Annotated in this window: 19 protein-coding genes and 1 tRNA gene; 6 read left to right on the top strand and 14 right to left on the bottom strand. The window is 67.0% G+C overall.

Annotated elements, in window-relative coordinates:
* The first annotated feature begins 27 nt into the window (after positions 1-27).
* A complete protein-coding gene (gene deoC / locus FBY36_RS15460; protein ID WP_142120787.1) occupies positions 28-747 on the top strand; it encodes a deoxyribose-phosphate aldolase in 720 nt (239 codons plus the stop codon).
* A 52-nt stretch (positions 748-799) separates the two neighbouring features.
* Positions 800-1,063 (top strand): hypothetical protein, encoded by a 264-nt coding sequence (locus tag FBY36_RS15455; RefSeq protein ID WP_142120785.1) that lies wholly within the window; start codon positions 800-802, stop codon positions 1,061-1,063.
* 126 nt (positions 1,064-1,189) lie between these two features.
* Here FBY36_RS15455 and FBY36_RS15450 read toward each other — a convergent pair whose 3' ends face one another.
* Together FBY36_RS15450 and mfd are read right to left on the bottom strand one after the other, a co-directional pair.
* Positions 1,190-2,002 carry a metal-dependent hydrolase gene (locus FBY36_RS15450; protein ID WP_142120783.1) on the bottom strand — a complete coding sequence of 271 codons (813 nt, stop codon included), beginning with the start codon at positions 2,000-2,002 and terminating at the stop codon, positions 1,190-1,192.
* Positions 2,003-2,008: 6 nt separating this feature from the next.
* Positions 2,009-5,650, bottom strand: a complete 3,642-nt coding sequence (gene mfd / locus FBY36_RS15445; RefSeq protein ID WP_142122666.1) for a transcription-repair coupling factor — start codon at positions 5,648-5,650, stop codon at positions 2,009-2,011.
* A gap of 396 nt (positions 5,651-6,046) precedes the next feature.
* On the opposite strand from mfd, the gene FBY36_RS15440 reads away from it, so the two are divergent.
* Genes FBY36_RS15440 through FBY36_RS15430 form a run of 3 tightly spaced genes read left to right on the top strand, consistent with a single transcriptional unit; the run spans position 6,047 to position 8,318 of the window.
* Positions 6,047-7,552, top strand: coding sequence for an SDR family oxidoreductase (locus FBY36_RS15440; protein WP_142120780.1), 1,506 nt, complete (start codon positions 6,047-6,049; stop codon positions 7,550-7,552).
* 44 nt (positions 7,553-7,596) lie between these two features.
* On the top strand, positions 7,597-8,094 hold the full coding sequence (locus FBY36_RS15435) for a DUF2505 domain-containing protein (protein ID WP_142120775.1): 498 nt from the start codon (positions 7,597-7,599) through the stop codon (positions 8,092-8,094).
* A 2-nt stretch (positions 8,095-8,096) separates the two neighbouring features.
* Positions 8,097-8,318, top strand: a complete 222-nt coding sequence (locus tag FBY36_RS15430) for an SCO4848 family membrane protein (RefSeq protein ID WP_142030682.1) — start codon at positions 8,097-8,099, stop codon at positions 8,316-8,318.
* A gap of 95 nt (positions 8,319-8,413) precedes the next feature.
* Here the strand turns inward: FBY36_RS15430 and sufU are convergent, their stop codons facing one another.
* The 9 genes from sufU to FBY36_RS15385 all read right to left on the bottom strand — a co-directional run bounded on the left by sufU (position 8,414) and on the right by FBY36_RS15385 (position 20,458).
* Positions 8,414-8,863 carry a Fe-S cluster assembly sulfur transfer protein SufU gene (sufU, locus tag FBY36_RS15425; RefSeq protein ID WP_142030681.1) on the bottom strand — a complete coding sequence of 150 codons (450 nt, stop codon included), beginning with the start codon at positions 8,861-8,863 and terminating at the stop codon, positions 8,414-8,416.
* A 23-nt stretch (positions 8,864-8,886) separates the two neighbouring features.
* The gene (locus tag FBY36_RS15420) at positions 8,887-10,212 is read right to left on the bottom strand and encodes a SufS family cysteine desulfurase (protein WP_142120773.1); all 1,326 of its coding nucleotides are present in this window, start codon (positions 10,210-10,212) and stop codon (positions 8,887-8,889) included.
* 528 nt (positions 10,213-10,740) lie between these two features.
* Positions 10,741-13,278, bottom strand: a complete 2,538-nt coding sequence (locus tag FBY36_RS21025) for a helix-turn-helix domain-containing protein (protein WP_200830583.1) — start codon at positions 13,276-13,278, stop codon at positions 10,741-10,743.
* A 106-nt stretch (positions 13,279-13,384) separates the two neighbouring features.
* Entirely contained in the window at positions 13,385-16,120 is a 2,736-nt protein-coding gene (locus FBY36_RS15410) for a helix-turn-helix transcriptional regulator (RefSeq protein WP_200830514.1), read from the bottom strand.
* Positions 16,121-16,229: 109 nt separating this feature from the next.
* Complete coding sequence (pth, locus tag FBY36_RS15405) at positions 16,230-16,835, bottom strand: aminoacyl-tRNA hydrolase (RefSeq protein ID WP_142120769.1); 606 nt, start codon at positions 16,833-16,835, stop codon at positions 16,230-16,232.
* A 106-nt stretch (positions 16,836-16,941) separates the two neighbouring features.
* Positions 16,942-17,553 carry a 50S ribosomal protein L25/general stress protein Ctc gene (locus tag FBY36_RS15400; protein WP_142120767.1) on the bottom strand — a complete coding sequence of 204 codons (612 nt, stop codon included), beginning with the start codon at positions 17,551-17,553 and terminating at the stop codon, positions 16,942-16,944.
* 269 nt (positions 17,554-17,822) lie between these two features.
* Positions 17,823-18,803, bottom strand: coding sequence for a ribose-phosphate diphosphokinase (locus FBY36_RS15395; RefSeq protein WP_056332285.1), 981 nt, complete (start codon positions 18,801-18,803; stop codon positions 17,823-17,825).
* Between the two features lie 2 nt (positions 18,804-18,805).
* On the bottom strand, positions 18,806-20,284 hold the full coding sequence (gene glmU / locus FBY36_RS15390) for a bifunctional UDP-N-acetylglucosamine diphosphorylase/glucosamine-1-phosphate N-acetyltransferase GlmU (protein WP_142120765.1): 1,479 nt from the start codon (positions 20,282-20,284) through the stop codon (positions 18,806-18,808).
* A 102-nt stretch (positions 20,285-20,386) separates the two neighbouring features.
* Positions 20,387-20,458: transfer RNA gene (locus FBY36_RS15385), tRNA-Gln, on the bottom strand.
* Positions 20,459-20,590: 132 nt separating this feature from the next.
* Between FBY36_RS15385 and FBY36_RS15380 the strand changes: the two genes are divergently transcribed.
* Positions 20,591-21,217 (top strand): TetR/AcrR family transcriptional regulator, encoded by a 627-nt coding sequence (locus FBY36_RS15380; protein WP_142120763.1) that lies wholly within the window; start codon positions 20,591-20,593, stop codon positions 21,215-21,217.
* 350 nt (positions 21,218-21,567) lie between these two features.
* Here FBY36_RS15380 and FBY36_RS15375 read toward each other — a convergent pair whose 3' ends face one another.
* Genes FBY36_RS15375 through rsmA form a run of 3 tightly spaced genes read right to left on the bottom strand, consistent with a single transcriptional unit; the run spans position 21,568 to position 25,274 of the window.
* Entirely contained in the window at positions 21,568-23,394 is a 1,827-nt protein-coding gene (locus FBY36_RS15375; RefSeq protein WP_142120761.1) for an ABC-F family ATP-binding cassette domain-containing protein, read from the bottom strand.
* Between the two features lie 33 nt (positions 23,395-23,427).
* Positions 23,428-24,405, bottom strand: a complete 978-nt coding sequence (locus FBY36_RS15370) for a 4-(cytidine 5'-diphospho)-2-C-methyl-D-erythritol kinase (RefSeq protein ID WP_142120759.1) — start codon at positions 24,403-24,405, stop codon at positions 23,428-23,430.
* Positions 24,402-25,274 (bottom strand): 16S rRNA (adenine(1518)-N(6)/adenine(1519)-N(6))-dimethyltransferase RsmA, encoded by an 873-nt coding sequence (rsmA, locus tag FBY36_RS15365; RefSeq protein WP_142120757.1) that lies wholly within the window; start codon positions 25,272-25,274, stop codon positions 24,402-24,404. Before rsmA ends, FBY36_RS15370 begins: the two co-directional genes overlap by 4 nt.
* Between the last annotated feature and the right edge of the window lie 32 nt (positions 25,275-25,306).

Genomic DNA, 25,306 nt, shown 5'->3' with positions numbered 1-25,306 from the left:
CCCACAAGGCCCTTCGAGAGGACCATCATGAGCAACGAAGCCATCGTTCACGCAGGAACCGCTGACCAGGCCGGGACCGCGGACATCGCCTCCTACATCGACCACACGCTGCTCAAGCCCGAAGCCTCGGAGGCTGACGTGCTGAAGGTCTGTGCGGAGGCGGCCGAGTACCGTTTCAAGTCGGTTTGCGTCAACCCCATCTGGGTCAAGACCGTCACCACCGCGCTCAAAGGCACGGGCGTCCTCACCTGCTCCGTAGTGGGCTTCCCGCTGGGGGCCACGCCCACCGATGTGAAATCGTTCGAAGCCCGCGGCGCCGTGCTGGACGGGGCGGACGAGGTGGACATGGTGATCAACATTGCCTCCGCGAGGGCCGGCGACAAGGGTGCCCTGACGGACGACATCACAGCGGTTGCCGAGACCGTGCATGCAGGCGGCGCCATCCTGAAAGTCATCATCGAAACCGTCCTCCTCACGGATGAGCAGAAGGTGCTGGCATGCCAGGCGGCCGTGGAGGCCGGGGCGGACTTCGTGAAGACCTCCACCGGCTTCAACGGCGGCGGCGCCACCGCCGAAGACGTAGCCCTGATGCGCCGGACCGTGGGCCCAGGCCTGGGCGTCAAGGCCTCCGGCGGCGTACGGTCGCTGGCCGACGCGCAGGCTATGATTGCAGCAGGTGCAACACGAATTGGTGCCAGCTCCGGGATTGCCATTGTCAAGGGTGAACAGGGTTCAGCCGCTTACTGACCGGAACCGGAGGCGGCCGCAGAACAAGCCCCGCGGGGCCGAGGAGGAACACATGTCCAGCCAGATCAACGCGTCCAGCCGGGACACGGCGTCAAACCAGGATTCCGTCCGGACCCCACAGAACGAGAACAACCTCGCCACCAGCGTGATCCTCTTCGTCGTCTGCTTCGTCCTGTTCCTGGGCGCCATCTACTCGCTGTCATTCCTCACCCTCGGCAACCCGTGGCCCATGGCCGCCTGCCTGGTCCTGTTTGCGCTGGCATTCTGGATCCCGCAGACCATCCTGGGCCGTTCCGACTCTGCCGGCGAGCACTAAACTTCAACCCACAGAGCGGCACAGCAAAAACGGACCGGCGGACATTGTCCGCCGGTCCGTTGCTGTCTTCAGCCGGCATGCCTCCTTCTGCCGGCATTGCTGCCCACTGCTGAAAGGCGCTGTCTGCTAGAACCAGAGCCTGATCCACGCGCCCGCGGCAGCGGCCACCCGGCCCCAGTGGTGCTGGGCGATGGCCCACGCGGCCATGGACATGCCCACCATGGCGTAGGCACTGACCGGGATCAGCACCAGCCACTCCCGTTTGGAACCGGCACGGCCCAGCAGGGGCAGGGACAGGGCGCCGTTGGCCCGCCAGACGTTTCGCAGCAGCGGCAGCCTGCGCAGCATTTTCGGCGGCCGGACCACCAGCGGCCACAGCAGCGGCACTCCTCCGGTGGTGATGAGGTCGCCGACGATGTGCACCACCACCCCGATCAGCATTGACATGGGCAGCCAGGTCCACTGATCCGGCGCGTACACCGTGACCAGGCCGGCCATCACCAGCGCAAAGATCCAGTTGGAGATGAAGCCGCTCTTGGGAAAGAGCTTCAGCGCCTTGGCCGCAATGTTAATCAGGAACATGCACAGCAACCCGGCCCCCACGGACAGGCGGCCCCAGCCGGTGTCCATGTGCACCTGCGACGCCACGCCCGCCAGGAACACAAAACCCGCGGCACCCAGGATGGAGTGCGTGCCCTGCCGATGGCCGCCGCTGGCGTTTTCAATGCCGCGCGCGATCACGTTGGACAGCGGCGGCAGCGAATGGGCCACCGTACTGGCGCGGTGGTCCCAGTCGCACACCAAGGCCGTGCCCGCGGTTGCCATGCCGCCGATGAGGATTCCCGTGGGGTCCAGCGGGTACCAGCCCAGGGTGTAGGGGCCGGTGGACGCAACAGCTACCCACGCCGCGGCTCCCGACGCGGCGTGGTGTCCACCCATCAAGTCCTAACTCACCGCCAGCGGGGCATCGGAGAAGATGTTGCGGATCACGCCGTTGGCCCATTCCAGGATCTCGGCGTCCTGCAGGTCCCGGCCGCCGATCCGCGCTGTCTTGGGCTTCGGGATGAGCACGGCGTCCAGGGCAGGCTTGGACTGCGATCCGGGGTACATCCGGTTCAGGCGCATGGTCTTGGATTCGGGGAGGGTGGCCGGGGAGAACTTGATGAAGTTTCCCTGCAGTGCGACGTCGGACAGCCCGGCTTCGCGGGCACCAACACGGAAGCGTGCCACTGCCACCAGGTTCTGGGCCGGCAGCGGCAGTTCGCCGTAGCGGTCAACGAGTTCAGCCTGGACCTCGTCGATGGCCTCGTTGGTGAGGGCCGCGGCGAGCTTCCGGTACGCCTCCAGGCGCAGCCGTTCGCCGGGAACGTAGTCATGCGGCAGGTGCGCGTTGACGGGCAGCTCGATCTTCATCTCGGCGGCCTTTTCCTCGGCCTCACCCCGGAAGTCGGCCACGGCCTCGCCCACCAGGCGGATGTACAGGTCGAAGCCCACCCCCTGGATGTGGCCGGACTGTTCGCCGCCCAGCAGGTTGCCGGCGCCGCGGATTTCCAGGTCCTTCATGGCCAGCTGCATGCCGGCGCCGAGCTCGTTGTGCGCGGCCACGGCCTTGAGCCGTTCCAGTGCCACCTCGCCCAGCGGCTTCTCCGACGGGTACAGGAAGTAGGCGTAGGCGCGTTCGCGGCCACGGCCCACGCGGCCGCGGAGCTGGTGCAGCTGGGACAGGCCGTACTTGTCGGCGCCGTCCACGATCAGGGTGTTGGCGTTGGAGATGTCCAGGCCGGTCTCGATGATGGTGGTGCACACCAGCACGTCGAAGCGCCGCTCCCAGAAATCAACGATGATCTGCTCCAGGCGGCTTTCGGACATCTTGCCGTGTGCCACCTCGACGCGCGCCTCGGGCACCAGTTCGCGGATCTTGGCGGCCGTCCGCTCGATGGTGGACACCCGGTTGTGGACCAGGAACACCTGGCCTTCACGCATCAGCTCGCGGCGGATTGCGGCCGAGGTCTGTTTGTCCGTGTACGGGCCAACGTAGGTCAGCACAGGGTGCCGTTCCTCCGGCGGGGTGGCCAGGGTGGAGGTTTCCCGGATCCCGGTGAGCGACATTTCCAGGGTCCGGGGAATCGGGGTGGCACTCATTGCCAGGACGTCCACGTTGGTGCGCATCTTCTTCAGCGCTTCCTTGTGCTCCACGCCGAACCGCTGTTCCTCGTCAACGATCACCAGGCCAAGATCCTTGAACTCGAAGTCCTTGGACAAAAGCCGGTGCGTACCGATCACCACGTCCACCGCCCCGCTCTTGACGCCCTCCGCGGTTTCCTTGGACTCCTTGGCGGACTGGAACCGGGACAGCGGCTTGACCCGCAAGGGGAAGCCGGAGAACCGCTCGGTGAAGGTTTCGTAGTGCTGCTGGGCCAGCAGCGTGGTGGGCACCAGCACCGCCACCTGCTTGCCGTCCTGCACCGCCTTGAACGCAGCACGCACCGCGATCTCGGTCTTGCCGTAGCCCACGTCGCCGGACACCAGGCGGTCCATGGGGATCTCCCGCTCCATGTCCGCCTTGACCTCGTTGATGGTGGTCAGCTGGTCCGGGGTCTCCACATACGGGAAGGCCTCCTCCAGTTCGCGCTGCCAGGGGGTGTCGGGGCCGAATGCATGGCCCCGGGAGGCCATGCGGGCGGAGTAGAGCCGGATCAGTTCACCGGCGATTTCCTTGACGGCCTTGCGGGCCTTGGACTTGGTGCTGGCCCAGTCCGCGCCGCCCATCTTGCTCAGCACGGGGGTGTCGCCGCCCACGTAGCGGGTCACCTGGTCCAGCTGGTCCGTGGGGACGAACAACCGGTCACCGGGGGCGCCGCGCTTGGCGGGCGCATACTCCAGCACCAGGTATTCCCGGACGCCCTCGCCACCGCCGGCCACCTTGCGCTGGATGAGTTCCACGAACCGGCCAATGCCGTGCTGTTCGTGGACCACGTGGTCCCCCGCCACCAGTTGCAGGGGATCGACGGCGTTGCGCCGCTTGGAGGGCATCCGCCGCATGTCCTTGGTGGACCCCGCCGAGGTCCGGCCCAGCAGGTCGGCTTCGGTGAGCAGGCCCAGCTTGAGGCCGTCCAGGACAAAACCACGGCCGACGGCGGCAGTGGTCACCTCGATGATGCCCGCCTGGGGTTCGTGGTCCAGGCTGTCCACCCGGGCGCAGGGGATGTCATTCTCATGGAACAGCTCGGCCAGGCGCTGGGCCGGGCCGGGACCTTCGGTGGCAACAACGATCCGCCACTGGTCGCGGACGTGGGAGCCGATGAAGTCCATCATTTCGGCCACGTCACCCTGATAGCCGCGGGGTTCCCGGGCATGCAGGTTCAGCACGTCGATCTCGGGGAGCAGTTCCACGTCCTGCGCCAGGGAGGTGATGGACCACCAGGACACGCCGTGCTCCAGGGCGGACCCCCGGGTGTCGGCCAGCGAGCGGAAGCTCGCCGAATGAAGCGCCGCACTCGCCTGTGAGCTCAGGTCCAAAGGCGCCGCCCCGCCGTCGGACGCCGTGGACCACGCCGCCTCCAGGAATTCCTCGTTGGTTGCGGCGAGGTCGTGGGCGCGGGTGCGCACCTTCTCCGGTTCGATCACCACGGCGATGGATTCGGCGGGCAACTGGTCAACGAACGGGACCATCGCATCCACCAGCACCGGCGCCAGGGACTCCATGCCCTCCACGGCAATGCCGCCGGCGATCTTTTCCAGCATGTCCGCCGCTGCCGGGAGCTGGGCCTTCAGGGTGGCGGCCCGGGACATGACGGACGGGGTGATGAGGATTTCGCGGCACGGCGGGGCGTGCAGCTCGGTGGGGTGGTGGATGCCGGGAGCCGACAGCGAGCGCTGGTCGGCCACGGCGAACCAGCGCATCTGGTCCACTTCGTCGCCGAAGAACTCCACCCGGATGGGGTGGTCCTCCGTGGGCGGGAAAACGTCGATGATGCCGCCGCGGACGGCGAACTCGCCGCGGTGCGTCACCATGTCCACCCGGGCGTACGCGGCGTCGGCCAGGCTCTTCACGACGTCGGAGAATGGAAGCTCCTGGCCCACTTTCAGCGTGACGGGAACCAAGTCGCCCAGGCCCGCCACCACGGGCTGGACCACGGCGCGAACGGGTGCCACCACCACCTGGAGGCGTCCCGCCGTCGAGCTTTCCGGATGGGCCAGGCGGCGCAGCACTGACAGCCGGCGGCCCACCGTGTCCGAACGCGGCGAAAGCCGCTCGTGCGGGAGGGTTTCCCAGCTGGGGAACTCCGCCACCGCGTCCGCCGGCAGGTAGGCGCGCAGGGCTGCCGTGAGGTCCTCGGCCTCCCGGCCCGTCGCGGTGACCGCGAGCACAACTCCCGGCTCAACGCCGCCGGCCTGTTCGGCCTTGGCGGCGAGTCCGTCCGCCATCTCCGCGAGCAGCACCGGACGGAGTCCCGCGGGTGCGCTGATCTGGTAGTCCTGGCCCCGGACCTCGAACCCGCGTGCGGCTTCGGCGCGGACCCGGGCGAACGTCTGGTCCGGTGCCAGCGCGCGGCGCAGTCCGTCCAGCGACGGGGCTGGGGACATTCCGGCACCGCCTTTGCCGGCACTGCTTTTGGCGGCGCGGGACGTTCCGGCGCGGGATGTGCCTGTGCTGGATGTGCCGGCGGCGGACTGGCCGGGAAGACTCATGGCAGAAGCTCCTGTGGTGTTCATCGAAGACAAGCAGGCAACGCGAAAACCCGAAATTCGCTGCGAATCCCGGGTACTCCCAGCCTACCGCGCAGGAACGACATGGCAGCGCGGCGCCCGTCTTCGCGGGAATGGGCCTAGGCTGACAGGGCCGCACCACATCCCTTCGGAGCCGGCCGTCCGCATGGGCCGCGGCTACGAACCACAAGGGACGATGGAACCGCAAGGGACGAACCGCTTGGGGCAGACAAGGTCCCGCACGGATACCGGCCAGGACGAACAGGAGCCAGCATGACTGCAATGAGCGCCCCGCCAACACCGAAGACTGTGCTTGTCACCGGCGCCACCGGCTACATCGGCGGCCGCCTGGTGCCCAAGCTGCTGGAAGCAGGCCACACCGTCAAGGTGCTGGTCCGCTCGCCGGACAAGATCGCCGGCGTGCCCTGGCGGGACAAAGTGGACGTCGTGGAAAGCAGCCTGGATGACGGCGACGCGCTCCGCGGTGCCCTGGCCGGCGTCGACGTCTTCTACTACCTGGTGCATTCGATGGCGGCCGGTGCAGGATTCGAAGCGAAGGAAAAAGCGATGGCCGGCACGGCCGCGGAGGCTGCATCCGCCGCCGGGGTACATCGGATTGTCTACCTGGGCGGCCTGCACCCCCAGGGCGTGGAACTCTCCACCCACATGCGGTCACGGGAGGCCGTGGGCAAGGTCTTCCTGGACAGTCCGGTGGACGCCGTCGTCTTCCAGGCGGGCGTGGTGATCGGCTCCGGCTCCGCGTCCTTCGAGATGATCCGCCACCTCTCCGAAACGCTGCCCCTGATGCCGGCCCCCAGCTGGGTGCGCAACAGGATCGAAGCCATCGCCGTCCGTGATGTCCTCTACTACCTGGTGTCCGCGGCGTCGCTGGAGGGCACCATCAACCGCACCTTCGACATTGGCTGCCGGCAGGTGCTGACCTACGCGGGCATGATGAAGGAATACGCCGCGGAAGCGGGCCTGCCCTACCGCGTGGTGCTCGCGTTGCCGGTGCCGGCGCCCAAGCTGGCAGGCATGTGGGTGGCCCTGACAACACCGATCCCGCTTTCCATGGCCGTGCCGCTGGTCCAATCGCTGCAGCATGACGCCGTAGCCAACGAACACGACATCGACCAATACATCCCGCAGCCCGACGGCGGCCTGACCCCCTACCGTACGGCGGTGGCCCTGGCGCTGGGCAAGGAGCGGGACGGCCAGGTGGAGACCACATGGGCCAACGCCGGCGCCGACTCCGATCCGCTCCCCAGCGACCCGGAGTGGGCAGGGCACAAGGTGTACATCGACGAAAGGACCTTCCACGGAGATGTTGACCCGGCCCACGTCTGGACCATCATCGAGGGCATCGGCGGCCGCAACGGCTGGTATTCGCTGCCGCTGGCCTGGCAGGTCAGGGGCTGGCTGGACAAACTGACAGGCGGCGCCGGCCTGCTGCGCGGCCGCCGGCACCCCCACACGCTGGCCGCCGGCGAAGTGGTGGACTGGTGGCGGGTGGAGCGGATCGATCGGGGCCGCCTGCTCCGGCTGCGGGCCGAGATGCGGGCGCCGGGACGGGCGTGGCTGGAGCTTTCGGTGGAGCCCGACGGCGACGGAAGCCGCTACCGGCAACGCGCCATTTTCTTCCCCAAGGGATTGAGCGGGCGGCTCTACTGGCTGGCCGTGCTGCCGTTCCACAGCCTGATCTTCCCGGCCATGGCCCGGAACATCACCGCCACCGCCCAGAAATTGGCCGATGCGGAGGCCTCGACGGTCACCCCGTAGGATGTTGGAGGCGTAAATCCTTTCCCCACGTCCCAGGAGGACCCATGGCGCTGAGCGCAACCACTTCCCTTCCGCACCCCGTTGACAGCGTTGCCGCTGTGTTGGTGAATGAAGACTTCCAGCGCCACGTCAGCCAGCTGGTGGGCGGCACCCTGGAGTCGTTCACGGTGGACGGCGACATTGCAGGGGCTTTCAACGCCACCTCCGTGCGCACCCTTCCCACCACCCGACTGCCCGAGATCGCCCGCAAATTCGTGGGTGAGCACCTCAAAGTGACCCAGGTGGAGAACTGGGAAGCCCCTGCGGCCGACGGCTCCCGCCAGAGCAACATTTCGCTGAAGATCGCCGGCGCGCCCGTGGACGTCACCGCCGTTCAGCGCCTCGTGGCGGATGCCGGTGGAACCCGGGTGGAGCTTGAGGGCGCCGTCAAGTCCTCTGTCCCGTTCCTGGGCGGCAAGATCGCCGACGCCGCCGAACCCATGGTGGCCAAGGCACTGAACCTGCAGGCCGCACAGGCGCAGGCCTGGCTGGAAAGCCACTAACCATGCAGCTTCCCGTCCTCGCCGCGCTGGTCCTGATCGTCGCCGGCGTCTGGTCGCTGGTGGTCTGGCCGCAGTTCCTGCGGCGCGTGATGAAGGATCCCCGGGCCCGCGACGCGGCAGGCAAGGCCACCCGGTTCCTGACCGTGCATGTGGTGCTGGTGAGCATCTCCATGGTGCTCGGACTCGCCACGGCAGTGATCGGGGTCCTCGGCCTGCTGGGCTGAACCCGTCTGCAAGGCTGAGCCCGGCCTGCCCGGCTCAAAAGACAGCCCGGGCCTTCTTCCTCCTGGAAGAAGGCCCGGGCTGTTTTCGGTTTGGCTCAGGCTGCCTGGTTGAGGGCATCCTCGGCAGCCACCCAGGAAATCATGGCGCATTTGACCCTGGCGGCATAGCGGGCAACCCCTTCAAAGGCTGCGGCATCGCCCAGCAACTCAGGATCGGCATGGACCTTCCCGCGTGAGCGAAGGACCTCACGGAAACTGTCGATGACTTCATGCAGCTCAGCCACGGTCATGCCTTCGGCGAGGTCGCTGAGCACGGACGCGGAGGCCATGGAGATGGAGCAGCCCGCACCATCCCAGGCAACCTGCGCCACTTTCCCGTCCTGGACGGCAAGCCGGAGGGTGACTTCGTCGCCGCATACCGGGTTGAGCTGGTGCGACTGTCCGGTGGAGGTGCCCTGCGGCGCTTCCGTAGCGGCGAGCCCGCTGCCGTGGCGGGCCTTGGAATGGTCCAGGATGATCTGCTGGTACAGCTGGTCAAGGCTCATAATGTCAGCTTTCGTCTTTACCGCTATGCACGGAAGTAGGCCCGGACGCCGGCTACCGCTTCAAGGAAGCGGTCCACGTCGTCCGTGGTGTTGTAGAGGTAAGCGCTGGCCCGGGTGGTGGCGGTCAGTCCAAGCCTGCGGTGCAGCGGCTGGGCGCAGTGATGTCCCACGCGCACCGCGATGCCCCGGGAGTCCAGGAACTGCCCCACGTCATGGGCGTGGACGCCGTCGACGTCGAATGCGGCAAGGCCGATCCGCTCCTTTCCCGCTGCCGGGCCCAGGACCCGGATGCCGGGGATGGACTCCAGCCCCGCCACCATGCGCTGCCCCAGTTCGGCCTCCCACGCATGGATCCGGTCCAGCCCGGTTTCGGTCAGGTAGTTCGCTGCGGCTGCGAGGGCCACTGCCTGGGAGATGCGCTGGGTGCCTGCCTCGAAGCGCTGGGGTGCCGGCAGGTACTCGGCCCGTTCCATCGTGACGGTGGTGATCATTGACCCGCCGGTCAGGAACGGCGGGAGGATGTCCAGGAGCTCCTGCCGCCCGTACAGCACCCCAATTCCCGTGGGGGCGAGCATCTTGTGGCCGGAGAAGACCGCGAAGTCCACGTCGAGTTCCTTGACGTCCAACGGCAGGTGTGGAGCGGACTGGCAGGCGTCCAGGACCACCAGGGCGCCGGCTGCATGGCCGAGCGCTGCCAACTCCTTCACCGGGTTGATGACTCCCAGGACGTTGGAGGCGTGCGTGAAGGCAAGGACCTTGGTGCGCGGGCCAACAATCCCGCCGGCCTGGTCCATGCGAAGGTTGCCGTCGTCCGTTACGGGAATGTAGCGGAGCGTGGCGCCGGTGCGGAAGGCCAGCTCCTGCCATGGAATCAGGTTGGCATGGTGCTCCATCTCGGTCACCACGATCTCATCCCCCGGCCCCAGCGCCAGTTCCCCCAGCCGCTGGTCGCCGCGGCCCTGCGCAGCCCACAGCCCGGCATTGGACAGCGCGTAGGACAGGAGGTTCAGTCCCTCCGTCGCGTTCGACGTCCAAATGGTTTCCTCATACTCGGCACCGATGAACTCGGCGATGGTCTGCCGGGCATCTTCGAAGACTTCGGTGGCCTCCACGGCAAGGTGGTGCGCGCCCCGGTGCACAGCGGCGTTGCGCTGCTCGTAGAATTCCTGCTCGGCTTCGATGACGCTGACCGGGTTCTGCGACGTGGCCCCGGAGTCGAGGTAGACCAGCGGCTGTCCGTTCACCAGCTGGTTGAGGACCGGGAAGTCATTGCGGATGCGCAGCACCTCGGCGTTGTCCATGACAGGTACGGCACGTTCCAGTGTGGCTGGCGTTGATACTAGGGCCAAAACGAACTCCTTGGGCTGCCAATGTCTGACACCCAATTGTCCCACACACGGCTGTGGCGGCCGCCCGGGAGGGGCGGCCGCCACCGCTGCCCCGGGCTTCAGCCGAGGGAGCAGAGGGCCGGCGACGGCTGGGGGGAGAGTCTCGGTCTCAGAAGACTCTGACGTCGCCGGCCCCGTCTTGACCCGGTCCCTGGGGACCGGAAGTTGAGAGGCACTCAATGTCCTGTGTGGCTGCTCCGCGGCCTCCGGTCCGCCGCTTTGCTTTGCCTCCTTAAGTAAATCCCGTGGGGCCCTTCCGTACACGAGTAGGGTGTACTCGAATCCCGGCAGGCGCACTACGGGGGTAGGTTCTCCCGGACACCATCGGCCGTGGCATGAGTGGCCCATATGGCCCGACGGCGGCCCGGCGGGTTTGCCGGGGCAGTCACCAGGGCAGCACGGGCCTGGCTGCACGCGTCTTGCAGCAGCGCGGCGGCACCGGAGGGCGGCGGCACAGCGGTGCGGCAGAGGCGGCTCGAAGGGCAGGGGCTACTTTGGCAGGGCCGCTTCCAGCTCATCGCGGCTGCGGACCCCGAGCTTGACGTAGGTGCGGTAGAGGTGGCCTTCCACCGTACGGACGGAGACCATGAGCCGTTGCGCAATCTCGCGGTCGGTCAGGCCCTGCACTGCCAGCTCGACGATGTCCTGTTCACGCCTGGTAAGCCGCACGGTGGGAGCCGCGGCGATGAAGCGTCCTTCGCGGAACCGCTCCCCCAGTTCGTGGTCGCACTTTTCGCGCTGGGCAACGGCCTGCCGTGACCGGCGGCGTTCCCCGGCCTGTTCCAGTACGGTGCTGGCGCGGGCGTAGGCTTCACGGGCGAGGTTGACGAAGCCTGCCTCCTCCAGCGAGGCAGCCGTGGTCATCAGGGTGTCGCCGTCGGCATGTTCCCATGCAGTGGCCAGGGTGAGCAGCGCCTCTGCCCAGCGGCCCTCCACACCGCGCGCTGTTGACTGCACCATGGGAATAACGGAGGGGTCCCCGAGGTCCCAGCACATGGTCAGGATTTCCAGGAAGTTCCCTGTCCTGGCGGAGGCCTCGGTGGTGGTCATCAGCGTCTGCAGCGCGGCCAGGCCCTTGCCGTCACGAATCAGGTATTCAGCGGCCGCTGCCATATAGGCTTCGGCAAGGAGATCGTGCGCGGGCCAGCCGGCGTCGGCGTCCTTGTGATCCTGTTCCAGGCGCTGTGCCTGCTCGGTGTCTCCAAGCCTGGCTGCGGCGTAGAAGCCAAGCGCGGTGCCGAAACGGTACAGCTGCAAAGGATCGTTGAGCCGGAGTGCCTCCACGGCGGGCAGCAGGACCTGATAGGCGCGTTCCATTCGGCCCTGCCGCAGCAGCGAGTAGCCCCGCAGCAGTTGGAGGCTGCCGTTGAACGTGGCGGCAGCAGGCGCGTGTCCGGCGGCGTAATGGTTGATCTCCCGCTCCGCGGACTCCCATTCACCCATGGCCAGGTAATCGGACACGAGCCGTCCCAGGACAAACTCGGGGAAGAAGAACAGGCTGCCTTCGAGCGGGGGAAGTTCCGAGGCCGCCAGCAGCGCGGCCTCCAATCCCTGGACGGGGCGTCCCCCCGAGACGAGGGCATGGGCCAGGAGACCCTCGGCCAGGGCGCGGAGGGGCTCCCCGGCTTCTGCCGGATGGTGCTTCCGCATCGCGTCCACTGCGTCGTTCAGTGCCTGGAAGTTCACCTCCGCACCAAGGTGCAGCAAGTGCAGGAGTTCTTCCTGCCAGCTCATGTCGCTGTGGCCGGAAAGCGCCGCACACTTTTCGACGTCCTCTGCCGTCATCCCCAGGGGATGGCCGATGGCTTGGTGGGCCCAGACGCGGAGCAGCAGGACGGCCGGTCCCTGGGGATCTTCAGCGAGCGGGAGCCAGCATTCGTCAAGGAGGGCGGCAGCCTCCCGATACGCACCCTCGTTATACAGCGCTCGCGCCTGGATGGCCTGGGCCAGCGGAACCATGGCCGGATCCTGGATACGGGACGCAATGGAACGTGCACTGTGGTTGCGGAACCTCAACAGTGCCTCTTTGGCCGCTGCCAGCATTTCGTCGTCACTGACCCTGACACCGCACTCCAGGGCCCACTCCACCGCACGCAGCCGGCCCTCCCCCTGCAACTGAATGGGGTCCCGGTGGGCCTTGACCTTCTCCAGCAACTGGAGGCTGCGGGAGACCGACACTGTGTTCCTGATGGCGCCGGCAAAGAGCCCGTTCCAGATGGAAAGCTCGGCCGGGATGCCGGGCGCTTCGACGATGATTTGCTGGTCCAGCAGGGACCGGACCACTGCCGCCCCGCTGATGTCTTCGATGACCTTCCTGCCCACAGGTCCGGCAAGGGCGATGAGTTTCAGGGCTTCCTGCTCCTCAGTGCGGCGCCGGAGATGGTCTTTGGCAACCACCCCAGCCAGGCGGGCCCCGTCCGAGGGCAGTTGGCCCAGCAGCATCCAGATCCCGTTGCGCTTGGCGAGGACGCCGGCTTCAGCTGAGTCGTGAAGCAGGGCGTCCAGGATCCGGGGGTTGCCGCTTGATGCGTTCCATATGGAGTCCACGGTTGCCGCGGGTACGGTCCCGTCAAGGACGTGGGCCAGGACCTCTTCAATCTGTTCCCGGTTGAGGGGCCGGAGGTCCACGCGTTCGGCCAGGCCGTCGTACCAGAGTTGGTCCAGCGGCTGCGGCAGTCCCGGCCGTGGCCTGGCGGCCGCAACCACTGTTGCCCACCCGGCGGATATCACTTCAGTCAGCACCCCTGCGGAAGCGTCATCCAGGTGGTGGGCATCGTCCACTGCCAGCAGGACTGATCCCCCGTGGCCGGCCTTGAGCTTCTCGAAGTATGACCACATGGAACGCAGCACCGCGACGGGCGAGACGGACTCCTCGGCAGTCAGTTCCCCGGTGTACGGGGTCAGGACCCCGAACGGCACCCCGGCCAGGGCCGAACTGGCGTGGATGCGCAGGATCAACATGTTCCCGGCAAGGCGCTCGGTCACGGCGTCAGTGACCGCCGACTTTCCAATGCCCGGGCCGGCCATGATGAAAACGGCCCGGTGGGTTCCATTGCGGACCATGGTGCAGATGCGGTCCACCGGCTCCCTCCGTCCCGTCAGGAGCCGGTGCGCAGTGGCCGGTTTGTGGCCGTTAGACGAGTCCAGTCAGATCACCCCTTGAAGTCACGCCAAGTTTGGTGAAGACCTGGTACAGGTGGCCTTCCACCGTGCGCACGGAAACGCCCATTTCCATGGCGATGTCACGGTTCGAGACGCCGCGGCCGGCCATCCGGGCGATCTGCCGTTCCCGGCTGGTCAGCAGCGGGCTCCCGCTGCTGGGAACGATGGGAAGGTTCGCCACAGTGGCGGCCAGGATGTCCAGGCGCGCCTGCGCCGTCCTCGCCGAAAGGGCGTCCCCGTCCTGCCGGGCGAAGTCCACCGCAAGCGCCATGCACCGGGCCTCAACGGCGTCGAGTTCCAGCGTTGCAGCGATTTCACCGCCGGCGAGGAGGGCTTTGGCATCCTTTGACCTGCTGCCGACGGCGATCAGCCGCGAAACTTCGGCCAGCGGGCCCTGCCGGTGGCCAGCGATCTCCTCGAGGAGGCGGAAGTCCGCGTCGCTGCCATTCACGGTTGCCGCCAGCAGGTAGATGCCGGCGACCGTATGCCTGTCCGCCTCAAGGTTCCGGCGGGCCCCTTGCTTCAAGGCTGCCACTGCCTCCGAGTCGCCCAGCCAGCGCCCGGCCACGAGCGAACAGAAATCGATGATGCTCTCCGTGGCGAACCCAGCCCTGCCGGGTGTCCTCTGCAGTTTGGCCAGGTACTTGCGGGCGAGCGTGGCATTGCCGGTCTGGGCGTACGCCAAAGCCGTAGCCGCGTAGGCGGTCCGCAGCGCGGTCTGGACAGGCTGCAACTCAAGCTGGGCAGCAGCTGAGATCAAAGGCTCCAGGGCTGCCTCACCGCGGCCGGAGAACACAAAGGCCACGCCGGCCGCGAGTTCGGTGGCCGCACTGCGGTATGGGAGGCGGTGGGTCTGCCCGGTGCTGAAGGGGCTCAGGAGGTCGATGCAGCGCCGCCACTGGCCAGTGATCAGCGCGACGAAGTAAGCCTCCCTGGCATAGCGTTCGCGCAGGCCCACGATGTGCGAGGCGTCAGTGAGCTGGCCGCCGAGCTTTCGCATGAGCCCCAGCGCGTCCATTTCGCGTCCGGTCAGGGCCAGTGCGCTCATCAGGATGACTGCGGACTGGAGCCGGAACCCGGTGTCCGGGTTGGCGGACGGATCGGCCGCCCGCTCGAGCGCAGGGATCATGGCGGCGTAATCGCCCGCATGGGCCTGGTACTCGAACTCACTCAGGGAGATCCGGTTTGCTGCAACCGCTGCGGGTTCAGGCCAGGAAGGGCTGTTGTCCGCTGTCTCAAGCCGTTCCCGCGCCGCGGCGAGCAGTTCCCGGACCTTGCCTGCCTGGTCCGGAAGGCAGAGCATGACCCGGGCTTTGGCGGCGACCACCTCGGCGTACTCCTGGGGGTCAAGGGCCTCGAGTTCAGGCTGGGAAATGGCGTCCAGGGCAGACAGTGCCTGGTCCGGCATGTCCAGCTGAAGGTATGCCGCGGCCTTTTGCCGTTGCGCCGGTGCCCATCCTGCGTTGGTCCGCTGCACCATTTCTGCGTAGGTCAAGGCAAAACGGGGGTCGAAGAGCTGGACTGCGGCCTGGGCGGCTGCGAGCGCCAGTGCCGGGCTCAGTTCGGCCTCGCACTCGTGGGTCCAGGCGGCGAAGGACATCAGTTCTTCCACGGTCATGGCCGCCGGATCCGGCTCCTGGCCGCCCAGCAACATGCTGCGCAGCTCCCTGCGCCGGGAAATGCTCAGCCAGGTCCTGACGACGTCTCCGATGTATTTCTCCCGCAGCGACACCCAGCGGTGCTCGGAGTCGTCGATCTCCAGCAGGCCGCCGTCCTCCATGTCCGCTACGACGTCCGCGCCGTAGATCGCGGTGAGGCCGGCCAGTTCCACCCGCCGGGCACAGGAAAGCATTTCGATGACGTCCCGCGTCCCGGGTGTCTCCCGGGACCAGCGCGACCGGACGATGTCGTCAAGGCTGGCAGCGCCGTCGAGCACCACTTTGTCCCGCAGTGTCCATACCGAGTCCGACAGGACCAGGTTCCCGGAGAGCTGCTGTTCGGTGACCAGGGCTTTGAGCAGCAGGGGGTTTCCGCCCACCATCTGGTGGTAGGTGGTGACCAGGGAGGAAGCGACGCGGTGGCCCAGCAGTGACAGGAGGACCTGCCGGGTTTGCAGCTCGTTGAGGTTGTTGAGCCTCACCTCCGTTAGCTTCCGCTCCGTCAGCAGCCAGTGGAAGTCCGCAGGCAGGTCGCTGGCATTCGGGGCGACGGCGATGATCTTCGCCGTTCCAGTCAGCAGGACATTCAACAGCACGCCCGCGCTCATGTCGTCGATACAGGCGGACGTGTCCAGGGTTATGACGCAGGGCCGGCCCGCGGCGTCGCTGCGGATCAGCGAAGTAATGCCCCGCAGAATGGCAGTGGGCGAACCCATGTAGGCCTGCGGGAGCCGGGCCAACAGGAACGACAGGCAGCCGTAGGGGGTGTTGGAACCGGAGGGGCCGCTGCGGAGCTGCAGCGACCAGACATCGGGGCCAAGGTCTGCCACAGCCGCCCGCGCAAGGGAGGATTTACCCACGCCCCTGGCACCGGTGATGACTGCTCCGAGGGAGTCCTCGCTGGTGAGGGCGGTGCGGACGGCGTCGAGGTTGGCGCTTCGTGCAGGCATGGACCATTGCTGGCCCTCCGTGGCTGCGGAGGTTGACGTGGGCAGCCCGTCACCCTGAGGTGTTGACCCACGTCCCCAGCTGAGTGGCTCGATTGACATGAACTTTTCCCCTACATCCTGCAATAGCGGGATGTAGCCCCATTGCTCCCCCGCATAGGAAGAAGAGTACCCCGTGGCACTGACAAGGAAATAGGGTCAAAGGGAACTTTTACGATTCCGGCTGTTGTGATCCCGACTTGGCCGGGTGGAATCTCTGCTGGGCGGCATTCAGCCCGTCGCGGAGCAGGAACTCGACGGCATCCGCTGCATCGTCCAGCAGGAAGGGCAATTCCTTCAGTTCCGCAGTGCCGAAGTCACGCAGCACGTAGTCAGCGGTGTCCATCCTGCCGGGCGGCCTTCCCACCCCTACCCGGACCCTCAGGTAGTCCTTGGTACCCAGCGCCTTGGAGATGTCCCGCAACCCGTTGTGGCCGCCCTCGCCGCCACCGAGCTTGAGCTTGACCGTGTTGAAGGGGATGTCGATCTCATCGTGGACGGCCACCACGTGGTCCGCGGGGATTCCGTAGAAATTGGCCAGGGCGGAGACGGGCCCGCCTGAGACATTCATGTAGCTCATCGGCTTGGCCAGCACCACCCGCGGACCACCGATACCCAACCGGCCTTCGAGGACCTGGGCGCGGGCTTTGTGGGTCTTGAAGCCGGACCCAACACGGGCGGCCAGTTCATCGAGCACCATCTGGCCCACGTTGTGCCGGTTGCCTTGGTACTGCGTGCCTGGGTTGCCGAGGCCGACGATCAGCCAGCTATCTGTCATGGAGTCAATCCTATGGGGGCGGTCTTGGCGGACATGAAGCCCTGCCTTCGGACATGACTGTGGCCGGACCCTCAGGGTCCGGCCACAGTCACACATTGCCGGGTAATTACTCGGCTGCGGCTTCTTCGGCTGCGGGAGCTTCCTCTGCTGCCTCGGCGGCAGCTTCGGTCTCTTCTTCGGTAGCGGTGGCCTCGGAGATGTTCACGACGAGAGCCTCGGCGTCGGTCAGGAGAGCCGAACCCTTGGGCAGGACCAGGTCGGAGGCGTGGATGTGCTCGCCGGCGCCACGGCCTTCGATGCTGACGACGACGGACTCGGGCAGGTGCGTTGCCTCAGCCTCGAGGGATACAACGTTCAGTTCCAGGTTGTGCACGGTGCCGGGAGCGGTTTCGCCTTCAACGTGGACCGGAACGTCAACCGTGACCTTCTCGCCCTGGCGGACGGTCAGGAGGTCGATGTGCTCGATGATCTGCTTTACGGGATCGCGCTGGACGTCCTTCACCAGGGCCAGGTGGCCTTCACCGTTGATGTCCAGGGACAGCAGGGCGTTGGCGGTGCGGACGGCCAGGGTGGTGGCCTTCGCCGGGAGGGTGACGTGGATGGGCTCTGCGCCGTGGCCGTAGATGACGGCGGGGATCTGGTTGTTCATCCGGGCGCGGCGGGCGTAGCCCTTGCCGAATTCGGTGCGCAGTTCTGCTGCGAGCTTCTGCTCAGACATGGAAATCTCCTTGAAAGACTAAACGGTGTTCAGCAAGGGCGGAGGTCTGGTGTGACCTTCAACGCCGGGCGCCGGATGGCGGCCCTTCAAGAAGGCAGTCCTTCAAATGAAGGACTGTTCAGACCCAGTCGATAACGGAGGCTGTGCCCTCCCTCGCCAAGGTATCGCTGACCAGCTTACCAGCGCCGGAACGGAATACCGAAAACGGGTCCTGCTCCGCAGCGGCTGGGCGGCAGCCGCCGGGAGCAGGACCAGTCTGGGTGTTGTGCCTAGGCCTTGCCGTCGAAGAGGCTGGTGACGGAACCGTCGTCGAACACTTCACGGATGGCCCTGGCAATCAGCGGTGCGATCGAAAGGACCGTCAACTGCGGGAACTGCTGGGAGGAATTCAGCGGCAGGGTGTTGGTGACCACTACTTCGCGTGCGCCGGACTCAGAGAGACGGCGTGCGGCCGGATCCGAGAAGACGGCGTGCGTTGCGGCGATGATGACATCCTTGGCGCCGGCGTTCTTCAGGACCGTGACGGCCCCGGAGATGGTTCCGCCGGTATCGATCATGTCATCGATGAGGACGCAGGTGCGTCCCTCGATCTGGCCCACCACGGTCTTGGAGACAGCCTGGTTGGGAACAGTGAGGTCACGGCTCTTGTGGACGAAGGCGAGGGGCGCCCCGCCCAGCCGCTCAGCCCACTGCTCTGCCACCCGAACGCGGCCGGTGTCCGGGGAGACCACGGTGATGTTCTCGGCGTCAACGCGGGTGCGGATGTAATCCGCCAGGAGCGGGATGGCCATCAGGTGGTCCACCGGCCCGTCGAAGAAACCCTGGATCTGGGAGGTGTGCAGGTCCACGCTCATGATGCGGTCCGCGCCGGCGGTTTTGTAGAGGTCCGCCACCAGGCGGGCGGAGATGGGCTCGCGGCCGCGGCCCTTCTTGTCCTGCCGGGCGTAGGGGTAGAACGGTGAAACCACGGTGATGCGCTTGGCGGAGGCCCGCTTCAGCGAATCGATCATGATCAGCTGTTCCATGAGGTGGTTGTTCAGCGGTGCGGGGTGCGCCTGGATCACGAAGGCGTCGGTGCCGCGCACGCTCTCGCCGGCCCGGACATAGATCTCGCCGTTGGCGAAGTCGTAGGCATCAACGGGAAGGAGGTCAGTGCCGAGTTCCTTGGCGATTTCCCGGGCAAGCTCCGGATGGGCCCGCCCAGTGGCGAGCACCAGCTTCTTCTCGCCGTGCGCCGTAATTTCACTCATTGTTACTTGCCCTCTTCTGTAGATGCCGGGGTACTTGAGGAGTCTTTGGTGGCCGCCTGGGCCAGTTCGGCGGAGCGGGTTCCCGGCCGGTTCGCGGGGACCCATCCTTCGGCGTTGCGCTGGGCGGCAACGCTCAGCGCCAGTGCGCCTGCCGGTACGTCCTTGCGGATCACCGCGCCGGCGCCGCTGTAGGCGCCGTCCCCCACGGTGACCGGGGCAACAAAGACGGTGTTGGAGCCTGTACGGACGCCCGAGCCGATGACCGTGCGGTGCTTCTTCTCGCCGTCGTAATTCGCGGTGATGTTTCCACAGCCGATGTTGGTGTCCTCGCCGATTTCAGCGTCACCGGCATAACCCAGGTGGGACAGCTTGGAGCCGCGGCCGATAGTGACGTTCTTGGTTTCATAGAAGGCACCGATCTTGCCCTTTTCACCCAGCACCGTGCCGGGGCGAAGGTACGTGAAGGGGCCGACGGCGGCGCGCGGGCCGATCACGGAGCCGGAGCCGTGGGTGCGGATCACCGTGGCCCCCTCGCCCACGGTGACGTCGGTCAGGGTGGTGTCGGGACCCACGACGGCGTCCCTGGCCACGCTGGTGGCGCCGTGCAACTGGGTGTTGGGCAGGAGGCGGACGTCCTCGTCCAGGGTGACGGAGGAATCGATCCAGGTGGTTGCAGGGTCGACGACGGTGACGCCGGCCCGCATCCAGGCTTCCACGGTGCGCCGGTTCAGTTCGGCGCCGAGGGCGGCAAGCTGGACGCGGTCGTTGGCGCCCTCCACCTGCCAGCGGTCGGCGGTGACCACGGCAGCCACCCGGCCGCCTGACTCACGGGCCAGCCCCAGCACGTCGGTGAGGTATTTCTCACCCTGGGCGTTGTCGGTGGTGACCTTGCCCAGGGCCTCGCGGAGCACTGCGGCGTCAAAGGCGTAGATTCCGGAGTTGACCTCCCGGATCAGCCGCTCGGCCTCGGTGGCGTCCTTGTGTTCGCGGATGCCGGTAACGGAGCCGTCTTCCCCGCGCAGGATCCGGCCGTAGCCGGTGGCGTCGTCAAGGACTGCAGTGAGGACGGTAACGGCGTTGCCGTCGCGTTCGTGGGTGGCCACGAGTTCGGTGAGCAGTTCAGCCGAAAGCAGGGGCACGTCGCCGTAGGTGACCACGACGGTTCCTGCCAGGTCCTGTTCCGCGTGCAGTGCCTGGAGTGCGGCCTCCACGGCGCGGCCCGTGCCGGGGATGTCGTCCTGGTCCACAATCACTGCCTGCGGATCCAGCGCGGCGACGTGGCTTTCCACCAGGTCCCGTTCGTGCCGCACCACAATGGCGAGCCGCTGCGGGTTGATGCTGCGGGCGGCACGGAGTGCGTGGCCCACCATGGACAGGCCGCCGATTTCGTGCAGGATTTTCGGTGTACGCGACTTCATCCGGGTACCGGCGCCTGCTGCCAGAACGATTACAGCGGCCGGGCCGGTATTCTCGGGGATCACGTACGGGCTCTCCTTGCTTGATTGTGCTGGCGCTGTGCGGCGTCCTGCGGGTCAGCCCGCCGGGCACCGGGTGCCATCCTCATGATCGCTTTTGCGCAGCAGTTCCGCCCATAGGATTCGAACCTATACTCCACGGCTCCAAAGGCCGGGGTGCTGCCGTTACACCAGAGCGGACCGTGCCGAAAGACTCGAGGCCCGGGCACAAGTCCCTATTTTGCCATGGGTTCAGGCCGCCGCGCGACACGTGCCATTCCGCTCCTGCCGGCCCGCGGAATTGCGCCGGCAGCGGTGAGGCATGATGGGAAGGTGAGCAACAACCTTCCGCGGATGCGGATGACGGGCCTGCAGCGCCGAAGCCAGCTGATCGACGTCGGGCGCGGCCTTTTCGCCGTCCGCGGCCTGGACGGTACCACCATCGAGGAAATCGCCGCCTGCGCCGGAGTGTCCAAGCCGGTCATCTACGAACACTTCGGTTCCAAGGAAGGCCTGTACACCGAGGTGGTGGACTGTGAATTCCACATCCTCCTGGACGCGATCAACGCGGCCCTCACCGAGGAAGCCAAACCCCGCGTCCTCGTCGAACGCGCCGCGCTGGCCCTGCTGACCTATATCGAGGAACGCACCGAGGGCTTCCGGATCCTCATGCGCGACGCTCCCCCGTCCCAGCCTGAAGGCGCCTTCTCCACCCTGCTCTCCCACGTCACCGCCCGCGTGGAACACATCCTCTCCGAAGAGTTCTCGCGCCGCGGCCTCAGCGGCGAGGACGGCGCCATGTACGCCCAGATGCTCGTGGGCATGGTGGCCATGACCGGCCAGTGGTGGCAGGACAGCCGCAAGCCGGACAAGCACACTGTCGCCGCGCACCTGGTCAACCTCGCCTGGAACGGCCTGACCGGGCTCAAGAAGGACCCGGAGCTGCAGTCTGAGGCCTAAAGCGTTGCCGTGGTTCCCTCTGCGGCGCAGGAGCCCTTCGCCGTCGCTTAGACACAGCGCATAGGTGAAGTTCCGGTCGCTGGGCGACCTTCACGTCACGATGCGCCGCGATGCGCGACTACACGAAGGACTCCTGCCCCACTTGGGCCGGACGTTCCGTTCAGGTCGGCGACGACGCAGGCAGTTGCCGCTGGACTCCGGAAGCCGGGCCTTCGGAAAGTCGCGCATCGCGGCGCGTCAGGGCGTGGAGGTCGCCCAGCGACCGAAGCGTCCCCTATGCCCTGTGTCTAAGCGACGCGGAAGGGCCGGCGTCCGGCACCAAGCCGGGCACAGGAACCAGAGGCAGAAGCTCAGTCGCCGAGAAGCTCGGAGGACTCCAGCCATTCGAGTTCCAGGGTGTCCTTTTCGTCGGCCAGGTCCTTGAGCTGCCTGTTCAGTTCGGCGAGGGCGTCGAAGTCGGACTGCTCCGTGCTCTTGACCATGTCGTCGTGGAGCTTTTTCTCCTGCTGGTCCAGCTTCTTGAGCTGCCGCTCGATCCTGTTGAGGGCCTTGCGGGCGTCCCGTTTTTCGGCTTCGGACGGTCCCGTCCCGGTGCCTGCGGCGGTTCCGCCTGCACTGGTCACCGGGTTTCCGCCGCCGGTCACGGTGGAACCGGCCAGGGCGGCTTCACGCAGTTCAAGGTACTGGTCAACGCCGCCGGGCAGTCCGCGGAGCTTGCCGTCGCCGAGCAGCGCCATCTGGTGGTCGGTGACGCGTTCAAGCAGGTAGCGGTCGTGGCTGACCACCACCAGCGTGCCGGGCCAGCCGTCCAGTACGTCCTCGACGGCGGCGAGGGTATCGGTGTCCAGGTCGTTGGTGGGCTCGTCAAGCATCAACACATTGGGTTCCCCCACCAGGAGGCGCAGGAGCTGCAGGCGGCGCCGCTCACCACCGGACAGGTCCCTGACCGGCGTCCACTGCTTTTCGTTGGTGAAGCCGAGCTGCTCCACCAGCTGGCCGGCGCTGAATTCCTTGCCGCCGACGTTGAAGGAACGCTTTTCCCGCTCAATCACTTCGATGACGCGGAGGTCGGCGACGTCGTCGAGCTCCTTGACTTCCTGGGTGAGGACGGCGGTGACCACCGTCTTTCCCCGCTTCAGCTTGCCGGCCTCGGGCGTGATCTCGCCGTTGAGCAGCTTCAGGAGGGTGGTCTTGCCGGCGCCGTTCACGCCCACCAGGCCCAGGCGCTCCCCCGGGGCCAGGCGAAGGGTGATGTTGTCGAAAAGCTTCCGGCCGTCGTCGCTGCCCTGGAAGTTGAGGGATACGTGCTCCAGGTCCAGCACATCCTTGCCCTGGCGGGCCGTGGCCATCCTGCTCAAGGCCATAGAGTCACGCGGAGCGGGAACGTCAGCGATGAGCGCGTTGGCGGCCTCGATCCGGAACTTCGGCTTGGCAGTGCGGGCCGGAGCGCCCCGGCGCAGCCAGGCGAGCTCCTTCTTGACCAGCTGCTGGCGCTTGCCTTCCACCACGGACGCCATCCGGTCGCGTTCGGCGCGGGCCAGGACGTAAGCCGCGTAGCCGCCTTCGAACGGGTCCACGATCCCGTCGTGCACCTCCCAGGTCTTGGTGCAGACTTCGTCCAGGAACCAGCGGTCGTGGGTGACCACCAGGAAGGCGCCCTGGTTGGCGCGCCAGCGCGTCTTCAGGTGCCGGGCAAGCCAGGCCACGCCCTCGACATCGAGGTGGTTGGTGGGCTCGTCCAGCATGATGACGTCGTGGTCCTCGATCAGCAGCTTGGCCAGGGCCACGCGCCGCTTCTGGCCGCCGGAGAGGGCGTGGACGTTGGCGTGCCAGTCGACGTCCGACACCAGGCCGCCCATGATTTCGCGGATCTGCGGGTTCCGCGCCCATTCATAGTCAGCCTGGTCCCCCACGATGGCGGCACCCACTGTGAGGTCGCCGTCGAGCACGTCGCCCTGGTCCAAATACCCCACGTTGACGTCACCGCGTTTGGTGACCCGGCCGGAATCCGGGGTGGAGCGCAGGGCCAGCAGCCGCATCAGGGTGGACTTGCCGTCACCGTTGCGGCCCACCATGCCAATCCGGTCCCCCTCCTCCAGTCCCAGGGTGATGCCGTCCAGGACGGTGCGGGTTGCGTAGGAAACCGTGAGGTTCTCGCCGCCAAGAAGGTGTGCCAAAGGGAACTGCTTTCTGCTGCCGGACTGTACGTTTTAAAGGAGGGTGTCAGAGATGATGCGCGCACCCGGGACCGGGCCGTGGACGGGGAGGGCTGTCAGCCCGTAGTGCCGCAGGTCCTCCGCCATCGCCTCCGCCGCAACGGAGTCATCAGCCAGCAAAGCCACGGTGGGACCGGAACCGGAAACGATTCCCGCGATGGCCCCATGGGATTCGCCAATTCCCAGCGTATCGCGCAGGGCGGGCGACAATTCAATGGAAGCCCTTTGAAGGTCGTTGACCAACACCCGGCTCAACGATTCGGCGTCCCCGCCCCGCAGGGCCGTCAGGATCTGCGGATCCACGCCGGTGGGCTCACCCGCGTCGACCCCTTCGGACGCCCGCAACCGGTCCAGTGTCCGGTACACCTCCGGGGTGGACAGGCCGTAAGCGGCCACCACCAGCACCCAGTGGGTCTGCGCCTTGGCCAGCGCCGGGGACAGCTCATCGCCGAGGCCCAGCCCGACGGCGGTCCCGCCCAGGAGCGAGAAGGGGACGTCTGCCCCCAGCTCGGATGCCAGGTGCGCCAGTTCCTCCCGTGACAGCCCGCTGTTCCAGAGTGCGTCGCAGGCCAGGAGCGTGGCAGCGGCGTCGGCGGAGCCGCCGCCCATCCCGCCGGCCACCGGAACACGCTTGGTGATTTCCAAGTGCACGCCCGTCGCGTGCTCGGAAACGTCGGCCATGATGGCGGCCGCCTTATAGGCCAGGTTGTTGCCGTCCAGGGGGATGTCGACGGCGTCGAGGTCCAGAGTGCTGTCAGGGCTGAGGCTGATGGTGATGCCGGGGGCAGCTGTACTGGTCGCCGCCACTTCCTCGTAGAGGGACACGGCGAGATAGACGCTGGCAACGGAGTGGTAGCCATCGGGCCGGAGCGGGCCTACGGCCAGGGAGACATTGACTTTGCCGGGCGCCTTGACCCGGACCGTCCTGGCGGCGAACCGCCCCCTGCCTGTCCTTTCAAGTCCCGCGCTCACGGGCGGTTTTCCCTTGCTTCAGCGATCCTGGCGAAGGCGGCAATGTCGATGACCTCGCCGCGGGCGGTGGGGTCGACGCCGGCTGCCAGGAGGCAGCGCTCCGCTTCCGGGGCTCCCCCGGCCCAGCCCGCCAGAGCGGCCCGGAGCGTCTTGCGGCGCTGGGCAAACGCCGCGTCCACCACGGCGAACACCTGCTCCCGGGTGGCGGTGGTTGCCGGCGGTTCGCGGCGGGTAAAGGCCACCAGCCCGGAATGGATTTTCGGGGCCGGCCAAAAAACGTTCATGCCGATCACGCCGGCCTTGCGCATCTGGCTGTACCAGGCTGCCTTGACCGACGGCACACCGTAGGTTTTGGAGCCCGGGCCGGCGGCCAGCCGGTCAGCCACTTCGTCCTGCACCATCACCAGGCCGTGGCGCAGGCTGGGGAAGTGCTGCAACAGGTGCAGCACCACCGGAACCGCCACATTGTAGGGCAGGTTGGCTACGAGGGCCGTGGGCTCCACCGGCAGCTCGGTGACCTTCATGGCATCGGCGTGGACCAGGTGGAAGTTGTCGACGGCGGCCGGCCGCCATTCCTGCACGGTTTCCGGAAGCTTCGCGGCAAGGACGGGATCGATTTCGACGGCGACAACTGCCGCTGCCGCGTCAAGCAGCCCCAGGGTGAGCGACCCCAGCCCCGGACCGACCTCAAGCACCGTTTCGTCCGGGCCCACGCCTGCTGCGGCCACAATCCGCCGGATGGTGTTGCCGTCGATCACAAAGTTCTGGCCAAGGGTCTTGGTGGGCCTGATGCCGATTTCCTCTGCCATCCGGCGTATGTCGGAGGCACCGAACAACGGTGCAGGCGCGGCGGGGATCGGTTCAGTCACCTAGGTATCCTATCCCGCGCGGCACCCCTGCC

The sequence above is a fragment of the Arthrobacter sp. SLBN-122 genome, from assembly GCF_006715165.1.
GTDB lineage: Bacteria > Actinomycetota > Actinomycetes > Actinomycetales > Micrococcaceae > Arthrobacter.
The sequence above is the reverse complement of the archived record's forward strand: the minus strand, read 5'-3'. Positions and strand labels throughout refer to the sequence as shown.